The following is a 16,368-nucleotide window of genomic DNA, read 5'->3' on the forward strand; positions in this document are numbered from 1 at the left end:
AGATGCGTACTGTTAGGCTTATTTGCGCCCTGAGTGGCCGAAGCCGCCTTCGCCGCGATCGGTGGCATCAAAATCTTCCACCAGGTTAAATTCTGCCTGAACCACTGGCACAAAGACCATCTGTGCGATACGTTCGCCCGGCTCAATGGTGAAGCTATCCTGGCCACGGTTCCAGACAGAGACCATCAGCTGACCCTGGTAGTCAGAATCGATAAGCCCAACCAGATTGCCCAGCACGATACCATGCTTATGACCAAGACCTGAGCGAGGGAGGATCACCGCCGCCAGTGACGAGTCGGCAATGTGAATCGCCAGACCAGTTGGGATAAGCGTAGTGGCACCCGGTGCCAGCTCTACGGCGTCATCGAGACAGGCACGCAGGTCAAGACCAGCAGAGCCGGTGGTGGCATAAGTTGGCAGCGGAAATTGCTGGCCAACGCGCGGGTCCAGAATCTTAACGTCGATTTTTTTCATCATAACGGGTAACGATCTCGTCCAGTAATTGTTGGCCCAGGAGTTCCTTGCGCTCAAGCGGTAAGACTTTCTCTCCATCCTGCCAGAAAAGGTGCAGTGCATTGCTGTCGCTATTAAATCCTTGTGTCGCCAGCGATACATCATTCGCACAAATCAAATCGAGATTTTTGCGGGTACGTTTTTGCCGGGCGTATTCTTCCACATTATTCGTTTCTGCGGCAAATCCAACGACGTAAGGTCGATGCATTTTTAATGCAGCAACGCCCGCGACGATATCCGGGTTTTTCACCATTTTTATCGTTAATTCATCGCCTTGCTTTTTAATTTTTGCGTCAGCAATGGTTTCTGCGCGGTAATCCGCAACGGCGGCGCAGCCGATAAATATGTGCTGTTTTTGCGCGTGCGCCTGGACAGCGGCTTCCATTTCCAGCGCTGTGGTTACGTCGATTCGCTGCACAGACGATGGCGTGGGCAACGAGACCGGCCCGCTCACCAGCGTGACCGTCGCCCCGCGTTTTGCCGCCGCTGCGGCGATAGCGAAGCCCATCTTACCGGAGCTGTGATTGGTGATATAACGCACCGGGTCCAGGGGTTCACGCGTGGGGCCCGCGGTAATCATGATGTTGAGATGTTGCAGGTCGTTGACAGGGGCAAAATGGGCCGCAGCCATATCGACAATGGCAAGAGGGTCTAGCATACGGCCTGGGCCGATATCACCGCAGGCTTGACTGCCGCTGTCCGGGCCCCAAATCAGCAGGCCGCGAGAGGCCAACACGTCAAGATTATGCTGGGTAGCGGCGTTGCGATACATCTGCTGGTTCATGGCAGGCACCACGGCGACCGGAGCGGGTGTGGCCAGGCAAATGGTAGAGACCAGATCGTTTGCCATACCGGCGGCGACGCGGGCGATTAAATCAGCCGTCGCGGGGGCGAGGATCACCAGGTCTGCCCACTTGCCAAGCTCAATATGGCCCATGGCGGCTTCTGCCGCAGGGTCCAGCAGACTGTCAGAGACCGGGTATCCAGAAACTGCCTGCAAACTCAGGGGGGTGATAAAGGCTTTGCCGCCTTCGGTTATCGCGACCCGCACATCGGCCCCGCGCTCGCGCAAACGGCGCACCAGTTCTGGCGCTTTATAGGCGGCAATGCCGCCGCTCACGCCAAGAACGATTTTTTTACCGGCCAGGCTCATCATGATTCTTTCCTGTTGGGTTTCACCAGAGAGCGGGCATTTTATCACAATCCCAAAAGTGGCGTGATTTTGTGCGTGCCTCGCTTTGCGAGGCGCTACGCAAGAACGATAAGAGCCTGTCGAGCGGCCACGAATCCTGTGTCAGGATGAAAGAAAAAGGGAGAAGGGATATGGATTTCACATTGCCGCTCTTGCCGCGAGAAAAAATGCTGCACTCCGGCATTACGTCTCTGACGGATACCGAACTGCTGGCACTCTTTTTGCGCACCGGCACGTCCGGGAAGAGTGTTTTTGTACTGGCGCAGCAGCTGCTTGAGCATTTTGGCTCGCTCTACGGCCTGCTCAACGCCGAGCTTGCAGAATTTAAGCATGTCGAGGGGATAGGCTTGGCTAAATTTGCCCAGCTAAAAGGGATTGCCGAGCTGTCGAGGCGCTATCACAGCGTGCGTATGCTTGAGGATAATCCCCTGATAAGCCCTGAAATGACGCGGGATTTTTTGCAGAGCCAGCTTTCTGATGTTGAGCGCGAGATCTTTATGGTGATCTTCCTCGATAACCAAAACCGGGTGCTAAAACATTGCCGTTTATTCTCGGGTACCTTGAGTCATGTGGAGGTGCATCCGCGAGAAATTGTGCGTGAAGCGATAAAAGTGAATGCAGCCGCCGTGATCCTCGCGCATAATCACCCCTCGGGTTGCGCTAAACCAAGTCAAGCCGACAAAGAGATCACTGAGCGTATCATCAAATGCTGTCAATTCATGGACATTCGTGTGCTTGACCATTTAGTTATCGGTCGGGGAGAGTATGTTTCTTTTGCCGAATATGGTTGGATTTAGACCATTTCGCGCGATCCATCGGGATCTTTGTCTGTTCGGGACTTGAGCACATCGTCGAGTCAGCGTATACTACGCCACCTTTGAGAATCTCGGGTTTGGCATTTGGGCCTGGCAATCGAGAGTTCGCTTAGAACCGCGATGACCGGGCTGTAAAGCCTGACGAGGCGCCGATACCCCATACGAAGCTCGAGCTAATTTGATTTTTGGAGAATAGACATGTCCCGAGTCTGCCAAGTTACTGGCAAGCGTCCGGTGACCGGTAACAACCGTTCCCACGCACTGAACGCGACTAAACGCCGTTTCCTGCCGAACCTGCACTCTCACCGTTTTTGGGTTGAGAGCGAGAAGCGTTTTGTCACCCTGCGTGTATCTGCTAAAGGTATGCGTGTTATTGATAAGAAAGGCATCGATACAGTTCTGTCCGAACTGCGTGCCCGTGGCGAAAAGTACTAAGTACTTAACGAGGAAATAAATCATGGCTAAAGGTATTCGTGAGAAAATCAAGCTGGTTTCTTCTGCTGGTACAGGTCACTTCTACACCACCACGAAGAACAAGCGTACTAAGCCGGAAAAACTGGAACTGAAAAAGTTCGATCCAGTTGTCCGTCAGCACGTGCTGTACAAAGAAGCTAAAATCAAATAATTTTAGTTTTCTTTGAAGAAAAACCCCGCAATCGCGGGGTTTTTTGCATTCTGTGTATCTCAATGGAGGAAACATGCCTGAATTACCTGAGGTAGAGACCAGCCGCCGTGGAATTGAGCCTCATCTGGTGGGTGCAACCATTCTTCACGCTGTCGTCCGTAATGGCCGCCTGCGCTGGCCCGTTTCCGATGAGATCCACGCTCTCAGTGATAAGCCTGTGCTCAGCGTGCAGCGTCGCGCCAAGTATCTGCTGCTGGAATTACCCGATGGCTGGATCATCATCCACCTGGGGATGTCCGGGAGCCTGCGAATTCTCACTGAAGAGTTACCCGCCGAAAAACACGACCACGTTGATCTGGTGATGAGCAACGGCAAAGTGTTGCGTTACACCGATCCTCGCCGCTTTGGCGCATGGCTATGGACCAAAGAGCTGGAAGGGCACAACGTGCTGGCCCATCTTGGCCCTGAGCCACTCAGTTCGGATTTCAACGCCGACTACCTGAAGGCGAAGTGCGCGAAGAAGAAAACCCCGATTAAACCCTGGCTGATGGATAACAAGCTGGTGGTGGGTGTCGGTAACATTTATGCCAGTGAATCCCTGTTTGCTGCCGGGATCCATCCCGATCGGCTCGCCTCTTCGCTTTCCGATCAAGAGTGCACATTGCTGGTGAAGGTGATTAAAGCCGTCCTGCTGCGCTCGATCGAGCAAGGAGGAACCACGCTGAAGGATTTCCTGCAAAGCGACGGTAAACCGGGCTATTTTGCTCAGGAGCTGCAGGTGTATGGTCGAAAAGGGGAGCCGTGCAGAGTGTGTGGCACGCCGATAGTGGCGTCGAAACATGCGCAGCGGGCGACGTTTTACTGCCGCCAGTGCCAGAAGTGAATTATTTGAGCTTATCCATCAACGCCTGATGGACGTTCGCTGGCAGGAAGTGCGTCACATCGCCCCCGTGGCGCGCCACCTCTTTTACCAGAGACGATGAGATAAACGACCACTCTTTTGACGGCATCAGGAACACGCTTTCAAGTTCCGGCATCAAATGACGGTTCATGTGCGCCAGCTGCATTTCATATTCAAAATCGGCCACGGCGCGAAGCCCGCGAATCAGGATAGTAGCCTGCTGTGCGCGGGCGAAATTCGCCATCAGATCGCTAAAACCCACCACTTCCACATTTGGCAGATGCGCAATCGCAGCGGTCGCCAGCGCGACGCGTTCATCCAGATCGAACATCGGCTTTTTACTTGGGCTGGCGGCAATGGCCAGAATCACCCGATCGAACATGCTCGCTGCGCGGGTGATGATATCAAGATGACCGTTAGTGATCGGATCGAAGGTACCCGGATAAATCGCTTTTGTGCTCATGGCTCACGCTTTCTCTGAGTAGCCGCGGTTCAAAGCCCACAGCTCGGTGTATTTGTTGAAAGTATACTGCGCATTCACCACTGCCAGTAGCCAGCCCTGTTTACCATCCAGCACGCCTGCACGCAGTATCAGCGTTTTGAGAAACGCCCCCAGCGTGTGGGCGAAGATTCCGGCAATCGAGGCCTTCTTGCCGCGCTGATGACGCTCCTGCGCCCATGCGGTTGCGTAGCTGAGCTGTTTGCGCTGGAAGCTGGCAAAGTCCCGGCAGGTGAGATGGCGTAAATCGCCTGACAGCGGGATGACCTTTGCGCTCGCGCACTCCAGCGACTCGTGCACCAGATTGCTGTTGTACTGGTAGCGCTCGCGCTCATACAGGCGCATCACGCGGTCTGGATACCAGCCGCTGTGGCGCATGAAACGACCAAGGAAATAGTTTTGGCGGGCGATACTGTAAACGGCGCCAGGCTGGGGCGCAGCCAGAACGGACTGTAAAGATTGCTGAAGTTCCGGTGTGACGCGCTCGTCGGTATCGATCATCAGCACGTAGTCACCGGTGGCAAAAGATTGCGCACGCTGGCGCTGAATGCCGTAACCCTGCCAGTCTGTATCGACAAAGACTTTCGCTCCCGCAACGCGGGCGATTTCCGTGGTGTTGTCCTCGCTGCCTGAATCGAGGAGGACAATTTCGTCGGCCCAGGCGACAGACGCCAGGCAGTCCGGAAGCAGGTCAGCGGCGTTTTTGGCGATCATTATGACCGACAGACGCGTCGACATTAGTGACTCCGCTGAGGCAGATAAGGTTGCAGAAGTTGCAGCAGACGGGTCAAGGCACCCTGGTTCTGATGCAGCACTTCGACGGCATGGCGGCCATACCACAGGCGATAATCTTCGTCGGTGAGCAGAGTAGAAACCTCTTTCACGACAGAATCCACATCCGTTACGGTAATTAAGCCGTCGGCTTGCTGCAATTTAGCGCAGATATCTTTGAAGTTAAAAATATGCGGACCCATGAGCACCGGAATCGCGTGTGCGGCCGGCTCCAGCGGGTTGTGGCCGCCGCGCTCAACCAGGCTTCCGCCGACGAAGGCCAGATCGGCAATTCCGTACAGCAGCATCAGTTCGCCCATCGTATCGCCAATCACCACCTGAGTGCTGCCAGACGGGATCTCGCCGCTGCTACGCAGGGTGAAGCTAAATCCGGCTTTCTGCACCATTTCACGGGCATCTTTGAAGCGCTCCGGATGGCGAGGGACCAGAATCAGCAGGAGGTCCGGGAATTTCGCCAGCAGCTGGCGATGGGCCTGCAGGATAATCTCTTCTTCGCCGTCGTGAGTACTGGTGGCAATCCACACCTGACGACGCGGTGCCCACTGGCGACGTAACGTGACTGCGCGGGCGGCGAGTTCCGGCGTGACGGAAATATCAAATTTCAGGCTGCCGGTGACGGCGAGCTGATTACGCTTCAGTCCAAGGGAGATAAAGCGTGCGCCATCTTCTTCGTTTTGCGCGGCGATCAGCGTGATTTTTGACAGCAGGCGGCGCATAAAGCTGCCCAGCTTGCCGTAGCCCTTCGCCGAACGCTCCGACAGACGGGCGTTCGCCACGACCAGCGGAATTTTACGGGCATGCAGGGCGGAAATCATATTTGGCCACAGTTCGGTTTCCATCACGATCACCAGCTTTGGACGCACGGTGTTGAGGAAGCGGTTCATGGCGCAGGGTAAATCATACGGCAGGTAGACGTGATGCACGTCTTTGCCGAAGGCCGACATGGCGCGTTCGGAGCCGGTCGGAGTCATCGTGGTGACGGTGATAGGCAATGACGGATAGCGGTGGCGCAGAGCGCGTACCAGCGGGATTGCCGCCAGCGTCTCACCGACGGATACGGAGTGCAGTAAAATACCGTCCGGGGCGACTTTGTTGCGGCAATAGCCATAACGTTCAGCCCAGCGTTTTCGATACGCAGGCGCCTTACGGCTACGAAGCAGCAGTCGCAGCCACACCAGTGGCTGAATGAGGTAAAGCAGGGCGGTATACAACAATTCCAAGCGATTATCCGTTTTTTAGTTTCGGCGGGCAAATTCTAAGCATTTAGGCGGTTTAAAGCTATCTCTTTGGCGTTTTTGCTCGTGCATTTGGCTGTGTTGCATTCATTTTCCCAAAAAAAAACGGGCAATTGCTTGCCCGTTTTGTCTCTTGCGAATTAACGTTCTGCTTCAGGGAGTGCATTCAGATGATAGGTCACCCGCTCCGACAGGCCGCGAATATCGCCGCCGGTGATAAAGAAGCTGTCGTCTTTCTGATTCGGGTTGCTCACCGAGTAGCCCAGCATTTTGTTGATCAGCGTCGCCACCTGGAAGTGGTTCAGCGGGATCTGCGGGCTAATCGCCTTCATGGAATAGGCCGGGTCGTTGCTGAAATAGAGGAACGGCACCTGAGCGATCGGCATCTCAACGACGGAGTGGCCGAACAATCCGCCATCGCCCACGCGCTCCCCGTGATCCGAGGTGATAAACACCAGCACCGGCAGTTTGGATTTCGCCATGGTAGTACGAATCGCAGAGGCCAGCTCTTTATCGTACAAACGCACGGCGTCGTCGTACTCATTTTTCTTCTGTGCAACATCATCGTTCAGGCGCGGCGAAGAGAATTTGGCGAAGCCCTGAGGAATGTTGCGCTCGTAAGGAATGTGCGGCGCGCGACTGTTAAGTACCATCAGGAAGGGTTTGTTCCAGTCCAGCGTCGCTTTTTCCACTGACGGTGTGAGCACAACGTCTGCGCCGACATCAGGAGCCGGCCGGATCTGCGTGTCTTCCCACAGATCAATATCGTGGATGCCGATCCAGTTACTCAGCCCCTCCAGACCTTGCGCGGAGATGAATGCGGTCTGATAACCTTGTTTCTTCGCATTGGCAAAGATATTGGTCGATTTCGATTTATACGCGCCGTAGTTATCTGGCTCGCGCAGGTTATTCACCAGCATCGGAATGGCGACGCGCGTCGAGACGGCGTTGGAGACGATCAAACGACCAGACCCCTGATACTGCTGCATCAGCGCTTTCAGTTCCGGCGTGGTATCACGATCGTAACCCAGCGCGCTAACGTGGTGCGGGTTCAGGCTCTCGCCAATCGCCAGAATGATGGAGTATTTGCCCGCCTGGGAACCTTCTACCGGTGTAACCTGGTACGGCTCATAATGGGTGACGCTCTGGTTTTCACCGGAAAGGGCTTCCGGTATCAGGCGTATGGCGCTGAAGCTCATGGCAGACAGACCATTACGCAGCAGCGAGTGGCGGAGATCCGGGTTGAATTTATACATCTGCCCGTCGATCGCTTTGTAGAACTGGCCCGCGAACATCACCACGATAGCCAGCAGGCACGGCATTGCCAGCCATTTATGCCACTGCGGTGCCATCCGGCGGGTAAAGACCAGAGCAAACACAACCGCCACGATCATGATCGCAAAGTAGATGCCCAGCGAGCCGAGGCTGTCGGTGATCCCGCTGGCGATATCTTTCGTTTCAACGAACGCCAGCCAGACTTCGCTTGGGCCATAGAATTGACCGTAAAACTGATAGTAGACCGCTTCTGAGATCTGCACGATAAACGTCACCGCCAGCAGCAGGCGCGTGAGGAAGAATCGAGCGCTCACCGCCGCTAACAGCGAAATGATCAGATAAAGCGAGATATCCCCGGCTTTGGGTTGGTAAACGTGGTCTTTTAACAGAATGATGATTTCGGAAAGCGAAAACAGCACCAGGAAAGCCAGCGTCAACACCAGCGTGCGCAGGAGATTGCGGCGCGGTGTGAGTGATGATTGTGTAGATGTTTTAAACATGTTCAGACTCAATCTAACTCAGAACTTTTTAGTCAGCGGACGAATGGCTTTACCAAATCCAAAGCGCAGTGCGCGAACCAGTGTGGGGCGATTGTGCAATCCTTTACGCCAGATATCCTCAAACAGGGCATACCAGCGGGCGGCAACCGCTTCGCGGGAATAGACCTGCAGACGTTTATCACCCTGTTCACGCATCTGACGATACAGCTCAGGAGAATTTTTTAAGCGCATAATGGCCTCGAACGCTTCGTCCGGGGTTTTAGCGATCAGATAGTCCAGTTCAGACTCACGGATAGCGCGGTAAGAGGGCTCGTCGTCACAGACCATGACCGTTTTACCCAGCCAGTTGTTGATGAGCTTACTGGCAGGTTTGCGGGCGAGTTTGTGATCGTGCGATTTGCGGAAACTGATGCACACATCCACATCCTGGTAGTTCGTCCAGTTATCGAATGAAATGCGCAATTCGATACCTTGTTCCGCCAGACGCTGTTTGAAGTTGCCTTCGCGATACGCTTCCGGGAAGCTGTCGACGCGACCAAAGAAGGCCACGGTTTTGACGGTTTCATCCGTGCGTTCGCGAGGTTTTACACCGGGCTGTGGCCAGTACGGTACGAAAATACGATTGCTGTGACCATCGACTTCAGGGTTCTGATCCACCACGACATCAGCACCTATGACCGGCGGACGGTCGGCACGCGCTACCACGGTCACACCGCGCCACGGTTTTACGCGTGAGCCAAAGTCATCGTTATGCATCAGGTTGATGGCATCAGCCCGACACTCTGAGCCAAACGAGCACTCAATGTCATCGCCGTAATAGTGTTTCAGCGCCAGCGTCGTCTGGAAAGTCCATCCGCCGCGGCCACCACAATAAAAACGCTCAGGGATGCTGTCCGGGTTTACGCGGTTATCCAGCAATGTCTGGAAATCTGCGTAATTTTTAGCAATAAAATCAGCGCGGGAGACCGCGTGTAGTTTGAGTTTGCTCATAATGTCCGTTAGCCGAGAATTTTTTTAAGACGGAAGTAGCGACGTCCCAGACGCCAGCGTTGACGCAAGCCGCGCGCGTTTTTCCAGATCATTGACCAGATACCGCGATCGAACAGCTCCTGGGTAATCTCGCGCTTTTTCGCCTTGTCTTCGATATTGTTAATACTGTGCAGAATGCCCAAACCCTCTTTGGCGATTTGCCAGTGACAGGCCGGGACGCGCTTAACCTGTTCTGGATGGCGCTGATTAATCGCCTCCAGCATCTCCAGTATTTTCATGTAATGGCGAGATGAGCGCATCCGCGTATCGTCGGTGCCCGGCGTATGGGAAACCGACGCTGAGTGAATCAGATAATCGTAAAAGACTTCATCCACATACTGAACGCGTTTGGCGGTCAGCAGCACTTCCGTTGTCCACGGAATATCCTGATGGCGCAGACCGTGCTCGAAGGTAAACCCTTGCTCTTTGATAAAGGCATGGCGATAGATATTCAACCAGGTGACATGCAGGAATTTACGCGACTCCAGCGCCATTTGTAGCCATATAGGGCCATCGAGAACGTCCGTGGAGGCGAGCTTATCGGATGGAAAAATCTTCTTCGACGGGCGGCCATCATCGTAAATGTAGGTGCCGTTACAGGTGGCAACGTCGAGGTTTCCGGCAAAGGCGAGCTCCAGCAGTCGCGGGTACATGCCGGGATAGATTACATCGTCGATATCCGGGAAAGCGACATACTCGCCTTTCGAGACCGCAAGACCGGTATTACGGGCGGCAGAGACGCCGCCGTTGGGCTGATCGATGACCTGAAAATCGCTAAATTCACTGGCGTAGCGCGCGATAATGTCCGCAGAATTATCGGTGGAACCGTCATTCACCACGATCAATTCCAGGCTTTCCAGATTCTGTTTCTTAATGCTGTCAAAAAAAGCGCTCAGGAAAGATTCACCATTATATACGGCGACAATGAGGCTTAATTGAGGCGTTCCAGACATGCTTACTCCGTATTATTCTGCGGTGCTGCAGCGATCAGCGTATTCAACCGTAACGTGCGATGGCAATTCGACAGCCGACAGGCTAAAGAGTTCGGGTGGAAATACGTGCGCCAGTGCGGACTGGCACTGGCGCACGATATTTGTACTCAGGAGAGGGGCTCTGTGCCTTTAGTCGTACGCAGTGCGCACATCCCGATAAGCAGCCCGGTCAAGAGTAGATATTGCTCCAGATAGTGATCTTTCAGGTTGTGATCGACCATGGTTCGGGAGAAGAAACCGATAGTGAACAGCAGCAAGAACATCCCGACCATGGTATTGCCATGACGGAATTCACGCCAGCCAACGTACCAGCAGCCTGCCAGCAGAATCAGCCAGCCCGCAATCCCGGCAATCCCATTCTGGATGCCGAATTCAATGAGACCGTAGTGGCTGTGAGGAATGTTAATGCGGTTGTCCTGGGTATCGCGGCGCAGCACGTAGCGGAACGCTTCTTTGCGCGGCCCCATCCCTGCGGGATGTTCTGCAATCAGTTTCCAGCCCTGATGGAAATAGCTTGCGCGGCAACCATTGGAATGGTTCATCGCACGGCCTTCATCGTTGCGAGGAACGCTACCGTTTGTTTTGTTATAACAGAAACTTGTTAAAGGGGCGTTCCAGCCCGTAATAGCATCGGTTTCCAGATTCTGCCAGCGTGGGTCGGTTTTCCAGGATGTGTAACCTAGCAACAATGACGCGATGAATATAATAAATAACACACCAGCGGTGATTATCACCCGACTACGACGCATGCTGTGCAGGCTCAGCAGGACAAAGGTCGAGAAGAGACTGCCGACCAGGCCGATGGTGCCCCAACGCGTATCAACCAGCGCTGTGCAGATCAGGTTGCAGATCAGCATGAAGGCCAGGAACGGCGTTTTCAGGCGTAAGAAACGTTGATGCAGTAAGCCGCGCGCTAACAGTTCCGCAATCAGGAATCCAGTGATCATGTTCACCTGGAAACTCATACGCGTGCGGTTGTATACAATCCGCGTTTCGCCCCAATGGATCACACCGTCGCGCCAGTAGAGCCAGAGTGTATCCAGTAAATGAATACAGACCACGCCCCAGAAAAAGAGAACGATCAGCGTGAAATAGCGGGCGGCTGAAATAGAAGGATACTGGGTTTGAATGGCTGGGATTAACACCAGACCTGCGCAGAAAAGTAATACCGGGCGCAACCATTGCCCATCCCACGTCGATACCATCTCTTTAATATCAGGCGCGACAAAAAAGCCGTTAATCAAGACATAGAACGTTAATATCCATATCGCGATGAGAACGAACTTAATTTTGCTGACGTCAAGGTTTTTCTTCGCCGAGGTTGAGCTAAAAAAAAGACCCAGAGTCACAGCGATGATGGGATAGATCAGGCCATTGCGGTGAAAAGGAAGCTGGTCATTCGGGATTGGCCAGACAAAACACAAAGCCAGTACAGCCGGTACTAAAAGGCCCGTCAGGATGTTGCGAATATTTGTCATATTTATGGTACTGGTTAAGGATTTAGGCTTTTATACCGGTTAGTTAACAATGCTATACGATAATTCCACGGATATCCGATGGGAATAAAAGCGTGGGAAAAGTACCACAAATACCTTAACTACAGAAGGACTATGTTTGTAAGCAAGAATAATCCGTGATTTCCCGCTTAATGCTGACTTTGTGCATTCCGTTGCTGGCAATGTATATAATGCCCGTATGAGTCCGGTTACAGCCCATTCACAGGAAATGTATGCATATTGTTCACACTGAAGCAGATGGTGGCAAAGGCGGGCAGCCGCTGCGCATTATCAACGAATCATTAGGGCTTATTCATCGCGGCCATCAGGTGACCATTCTCTGCCCGGAAACAGCGCCGCTGCACGCCCTGGCCCGTGAAGCGGGGCTGACGGTAGTGATGATGCCGCTGAAGCGCAAAAATTTCAAAAATCTGCAGTTGCTGCGTCGTTGGTTGAAAGACAACCGAAAATCTATAGATGTCATCAATAGTCACAATTCTGCGGATACCTGGCTGGTGGCGCTCGCCAACCTGACTCTCTCGAATCCCGTCCCGCTGGTACGAACTCGCCATGCGTCGGGCGTTCCACGTAACAACTGGACGACCCGCTGGCTGTTTCGCAAAGCCTGCGCCCATATTGTGACCACGGGCGAGGCGCTTCGCCATCAGGTGGCTGATATTGGTGTGCCGATGGCACAGAGCACATCGGTGCCCAGTGGGGTAGATACCCAGCGTTTTCATCCTGCTGATAAACAGCAGTCCCGTGAGCATTGCGGTTTAACGCAGGATGATTTCTGGCTCGGCGTGGTCTCGCATCTGCGCCCGAACAAAGGCCACAGCGTGCTGCTGCGCGCTCTGGCGAAGATCGATAACCCGCGTATTAAACTGGCGATCGTCGGTGAGGGGCCACACAAGGCGACGCTGGAGCAGGAAATCACCGCGTTGGGGTTGCAGCAGCGCGTGCTCATGGCCGGGCATCGCAGCGACCCGGAGCGCTGGTTCCCGGCATTTGATATTGCCCTTAGCCCATCGCACGATATGGAAGGGGTGCCGCAGGGAGTATTGCAGTCGCTGGCCTCACGTATCGCGACCATAGCCACCGATGCGGGTGGTACAGCGGATGCGGTGATCGACGGCAAAACGGGATTACTGATTGCTCAGCGTGATGAGTCTGCGCTGCAAGGGGCGATTGAGAAACTGTATAACGACGCGCCTCTTCGCGAGACGCTGGCGCAGCAGGGATATGACTACCTGTGCGCCCATTTTACGCGCGAATGCATGCTGGATGCGATGGAGAAGGTTTTTTCCGATGCCGCTCAGCGCAGCAAATCGTGATAGAGCGACTGTAGCTCTTTCGCCATTCTCTCAAGGGTGTAAGGTTCAGCAGTGGCACGCGCCGCTGCTGAATAGTCCCGCCCGAGTTCTCGCCCTTTAAGCCATTCGCCGACGACCTGTTGATAGCCGTTACTGTCGAGGGCATCACGTACCCAGCCGTTAACGCCCTCTTCGATCCACTCCGCCGCACCGCAGCCGTGGCTGGTCATTAGCGGCAGACCGCAGGCCAGCGCTTCGACGCAGACATTCGGGAACGGATCGTAAAGGGTCGGCAGGATCAGCGCATCGGCGGTGCCGTATACCTGGCGAACATCGGCCACCGGTCCCAGAAAACGTACGCGGGATACCACACCGAGGGTCTGAGCCAGCTTTTCGAATTTACGGGCATGTTTATCGCGTCCGGCGATCACCAGCCAGACGTCAGGATGCGGCGCAATGGCGCGCAGGGCAGTAGCCACCCCTTTGCGACTGAAACCGGACCCGACATACGCCAGCACCGGCGCATGACGTGGAATGCCCCACGCATCACGCTGGGAGAGTGCGCGCACGTCGGGCGAGAAATGTTGGGTGTCGACGCCGTTATAAATCACCGTCAATTTATCGTCCGGCAGCGCAAAGCGGCGAGCAATATCGTCGCGCACCATCTTCGAGTTGCAGATCACTTTGCGCAGCTGCGGATGGATAAACATCTGCGTTTCTGCCTGCAAAATATAGCGATGATAGCGGCTCAGGGACTGCGCCCAGCGCGCCAGCGGCGACAAAATGCGACTGTATTGCTCAAGCCAGGTGGCGTGAACACCATCGCCCGCGCGGAAAATCGTCGCGCCCGGAATGCGCTCATGGCTTTGCACGATATCGAACTGCGTAAACTGCGCGGCGGCGGCGTCAGCAAAGCCGGATTCACGGGTCAGACGGTTACGAAACGGCGGATTTACCGTCAGCGTGTTCCAGCCGGCAGCGTCTTCCCACTGGCGGGCAATCAGCGTCACATCCAGCGCCGTATCCTGCGCCAGTACGTTCAGCGCGCGGGAGACAAAACGCTCCGCGCCACCGTTGGGGTTATAGGTTTGTCGGACGATCGCCAGTTTCATGCCGGAGAGTCCAGCAGCAGCGTATCAATGGCGCTCAGGACCTGTTGAGGCGTAATCGCCGTAATACAGTCCGACACGCCGCCATCGCCACAGCCTGCTTTGCCACACGGCTGGCAAGTCATTCCGGCGGTGATGACGCGATAGTTCACGCCCCACGGCGCCCATTTGATCGCCCCTGTCGGGCCGAAAATCGCCACGGTTGGCGTGCCAACGGCGCTCGCGAGGTGCATCGGCATTGAGTCGACGCCGAAGTAGATCCGCGCGTGTTTCATCAGGGCGCCCAACTCTTTCAGATTCAGCTGCCCGCTTAAATCAAACACCGGTTGTCTGAGCGCAGCCCGCAGCTCATCCATATAGGCCGACTCCTCTTTCGACGGTGCAGCCGAGAGGATAATCGGCAGCCCGCGCGAGGCGAGGTTGTCGATGGTGGCCGCCAGCTTTTTGATATCCCAGGCTTTGAACATCCAGCGGGAGGTCGGGTGCACCAGAATATAGGATTTGCTGGCAAGGCCAAAACCGGCCAGTTTTTCCGCGATTGAGGCTTCCGCCGCGTCGCCTGGCACAAACAGCGTATGTTTATCGTCATCGTTTTGCGGGTGAATTCCGATTCGACGCAGGGCGTCGAGGTTCACCTCCACCATGTGACGGCTGTTATCCTGAATCGCTGGATACAGCGTGGTGAAGGATTTCACCCAGCGACGACGCGCCAGCCCGCTGCGTTTCTCCGGCTTAAAGCCCACGGAGACGCGCGGTTTCAGACGACGCGCCAGACGCGCGCCGTGCCAGTGTTCGGTGAGGTTAATCAGCACGTCGTAGTGACGCGCTTTCAGCGTTTTGAGCAGCGCACGGTACAGGCGGAGCTGGGCAAACCACCCCTGCTTGCGCCAGTTGCGGCCAATGGTATGCACCTGGTCAATATACGGATGGCTGGTGAGCATCGCCTGGGTATCGTCATACACCAGGGCATCGACTTCCACGTCCGGCCAGTTTTTTTTCAATACGGTAAAGACCGGTGAGGTCAGCAGGACGTCACCGTGGTGACGCAGCTTGATGATCAGCACGCGTTTTGGCGGACGCTCCGCTGAGAAAAAATCAGACATAGGCTCTCTCTGCTGCCAGCAAAGGCTCTAATTGCGCAAAAACCGCAGCGGCGCTGAGGTCGCTCAGCTGCAATGAATGTTCCGGGCGGCAGATAGTTTGATTTTTTCCGTAGCCGCCGATAAGGCCCGGATCGGTTGGGCCGTAAAGCGTAATATTAGGACGATCGAGTGCCGCCGTCAGGTGACTTAGCCCCGTATCCACAGAAACCACCGCGATCGCCCCCGCCAGCTGTTGTGCAACGCCATCGAGTTGCATGCGTGGCAGAACCTCGACGTAATCAAATCCTTCCGCCAGCCGTTTGGCCCGCGCCTCTTCGTGTGGCGCGCCCCACGGGAGTTTTATCCGCAAGCCTGTGTGGCCGAGCAGCCCGATCAGTTCCCGCCAGTGAGATTCTGGCCAGTGCTTGTCGTCGCGCGTTGTGGCGTGGAGGAAGATCAGGTAAGGCTGAGCGTCATGGGGCGATCCCGTTAAGAAGTGCTGCGAGATAGCGTAATCGCCCTGGATTTCAGGCTTGGCGTAGCCGAGGCTTTTAGCGAACAGCTCGCGCGTGCGCTCAACGGCGTGCTGCTGTTTAGCGATGGTGTGGCGGCGGTTGTAGAACAGGCTCGCCAGCGGTTCGCGGGCGCTGTGCCAGTCCATACCGTGTTTGACGCCATGCGCCAGGCGCGTCACCAGTGCGGCGCTTTTAACCAGGCCCTGGGCGTCGATGATTGCATCGTAGCGCTGGGCCTGCACCGCCTCGCGAAAGGCTTTGCGTTCAGCTTTAATCGGTGCGGAGAACCAGGCTTTGCGCCAGCGGCGAATCGCCACCGGGATAACCCGGTCTACCGCCTCGTGCCAGGTGGGGATTTGCGCGAAGCCCTCTTCCACCACCCAGTCAAAACGAATACCGGGGATGGCGCGCATCGCGTCCGTCAGAGACGGCAGCGTGTGCAGGACATCGCCCATAGAAGAGGTTTTCACGATCAAGACCCGCAT

General features: G+C 55.2%; 17 protein-coding genes. 5 read left to right on the plus strand and 12 right to left on the minus strand.

The window, feature by feature from the left end; genetic code table 11:
- Positions 1-18 precede the first annotated feature (18 nt).
- Together dut and coaBC are read right to left on the minus strand one after the other, a co-directional pair.
- Positions 19-477, minus strand: coding sequence for a dUTP diphosphatase (gene dut, locus C0560_RS00715; protein WP_164971809.1), 459 nt, complete (start codon positions 475-477; stop codon positions 19-21).
- Entirely contained in the window at positions 455-1,666 is a 1,212-nt protein-coding gene (gene coaBC / locus C0560_RS00720) for a bifunctional phosphopantothenoylcysteine decarboxylase/phosphopantothenate--cysteine ligase CoaBC (RefSeq protein ID WP_184957401.1), read from the minus strand. The genes dut and coaBC overlap by 23 nt, the downstream gene beginning before the upstream one ends.
- A gap of 170 nt (positions 1,667-1,836) precedes the next feature.
- Here coaBC and radC point away from each other — a divergent pair, with 170 nt between their 5' ends.
- The 4 genes from radC to mutM all read left to right on the plus strand — a co-directional run bounded on the left by radC (position 1,837) and on the right by mutM (position 4,028).
- Complete coding sequence (gene radC / locus C0560_RS00725; protein WP_100778199.1) at positions 1,837-2,502, plus strand: DNA repair protein RadC; 666 nt, start codon at positions 1,837-1,839, stop codon at positions 2,500-2,502.
- Positions 2,503-2,718: 216 nt separating this feature from the next.
- Positions 2,719-2,955, plus strand: a complete 237-nt coding sequence (gene rpmB / locus C0560_RS00730; RefSeq protein WP_002436699.1) for a 50S ribosomal protein L28 — start codon at positions 2,719-2,721, stop codon at positions 2,953-2,955.
- Between the two features lie 22 nt (positions 2,956-2,977).
- The gene (gene rpmG / locus C0560_RS00735) at positions 2,978-3,145 is read left to right on the plus strand and encodes a 50S ribosomal protein L33 (protein ID WP_003024094.1); all 168 of its coding nucleotides are present in this window, start codon (positions 2,978-2,980) and stop codon (positions 3,143-3,145) included.
- Between the two features lie 73 nt (positions 3,146-3,218).
- Positions 3,219-4,028: a bifunctional DNA-formamidopyrimidine glycosylase/DNA-(apurinic or apyrimidinic site) lyase gene (gene mutM, locus C0560_RS00740; RefSeq protein WP_102105071.1), complete on the plus strand. Its 810-nt coding sequence runs from the start codon at positions 3,219-3,221 to the stop codon at positions 4,026-4,028.
- 1 nt (position 4,029) lies between these two features.
- Here the strand turns inward: mutM and coaD are convergent, their stop codons facing one another.
- The 7 genes from coaD to C0560_RS00775 form a co-directional block, all read right to left on the minus strand.
- On the minus strand, positions 4,030-4,509 hold the full coding sequence (gene coaD / locus C0560_RS00745) for a pantetheine-phosphate adenylyltransferase (RefSeq protein WP_123429704.1): 480 nt from the start codon (positions 4,507-4,509) through the stop codon (positions 4,030-4,032).
- Positions 4,510-4,512: 3 nt separating this feature from the next.
- On the minus strand, positions 4,513-5,283 hold the full coding sequence (locus C0560_RS00750; protein ID WP_248859419.1) for a glycosyltransferase family 2 protein: 771 nt from the start codon (positions 5,281-5,283) through the stop codon (positions 4,513-4,515).
- Positions 5,283-6,557, minus strand: coding sequence for a lipid IV(A) 3-deoxy-D-manno-octulosonic acid transferase (waaA, locus tag C0560_RS00755; protein WP_100778195.1), 1,275 nt, complete (start codon positions 6,555-6,557; stop codon positions 5,283-5,285). Before waaA ends, C0560_RS00750 begins: the two co-directional genes overlap by 1 nt.
- A 155-nt stretch (positions 6,558-6,712) precedes the next feature.
- Entirely contained in the window at positions 6,713-8,347 is a 1,635-nt protein-coding gene (locus tag C0560_RS00760; RefSeq protein WP_100778194.1) for a sulfatase-like hydrolase/transferase, read from the minus strand.
- Between the two features lie 18 nt (positions 8,348-8,365).
- On the minus strand, positions 8,366-9,337 hold the full coding sequence (locus C0560_RS00765; protein ID WP_100778193.1) for a glycosyltransferase: 972 nt from the start codon (positions 9,335-9,337) through the stop codon (positions 8,366-8,368).
- An 8-nt stretch (positions 9,338-9,345) separates the two neighbouring features.
- Positions 9,346-10,329 (minus strand): glycosyltransferase, encoded by a 984-nt coding sequence (locus tag C0560_RS00770; RefSeq protein ID WP_248859420.1) that lies wholly within the window; start codon positions 10,327-10,329, stop codon positions 9,346-9,348.
- 146 nt (positions 10,330-10,475) lie between these two features.
- Positions 10,476-11,846: an O-antigen ligase gene (locus C0560_RS00775; protein ID WP_248859421.1), complete on the minus strand. Its 1,371-nt coding sequence runs from the start codon at positions 11,844-11,846 to the stop codon at positions 10,476-10,478.
- 251 nt (positions 11,847-12,097) lie between these two features.
- Here C0560_RS00775 and C0560_RS00780 point away from each other — a divergent pair, with 251 nt between their 5' ends.
- On the plus strand, positions 12,098-13,198 hold the full coding sequence (locus tag C0560_RS00780) for a glycosyltransferase family 4 protein (protein ID WP_248859423.1): 1,101 nt from the start codon (positions 12,098-12,100) through the stop codon (positions 13,196-13,198).
- Here C0560_RS00780 and C0560_RS00785 read toward each other — a convergent pair.
- The 3 genes from C0560_RS00785 to rfaC are packed head-to-tail and all read right to left on the minus strand — an operon-like array spanning position 13,180 to position 16,368.
- Entirely contained in the window at positions 13,180-14,289 is a 1,110-nt protein-coding gene (locus tag C0560_RS00785; RefSeq protein ID WP_248859424.1) for a glycosyltransferase family 4 protein, read from the minus strand. The two genes, C0560_RS00780 and C0560_RS00785, sit on opposite strands and share 19 nt — an antisense overlap.
- Positions 14,286-15,389, minus strand: a complete 1,104-nt coding sequence (gene rfaQ / locus C0560_RS00790; protein ID WP_100778189.1) for a putative lipopolysaccharide heptosyltransferase III — start codon at positions 15,387-15,389, stop codon at positions 14,286-14,288. Before rfaQ ends, C0560_RS00785 begins: the two co-directional genes overlap by 4 nt.
- The gene (rfaC, locus tag C0560_RS00795; RefSeq protein WP_248859426.1) at positions 15,382-16,368 is read right to left on the minus strand and encodes a lipopolysaccharide heptosyltransferase RfaC; all 987 of its coding nucleotides are present in this window, start codon (positions 16,366-16,368) and stop codon (positions 15,382-15,384) included. Before rfaC ends, rfaQ begins: the two co-directional genes overlap by 8 nt.

The sequence above is a fragment of the Lelliottia sp. AC1 genome, from assembly GCF_023278595.1.
GTDB classification, from domain to species: Bacteria; Pseudomonadota; Gammaproteobacteria; order Enterobacterales; family Enterobacteriaceae; genus Enterobacter; species Enterobacter nimipressuralis.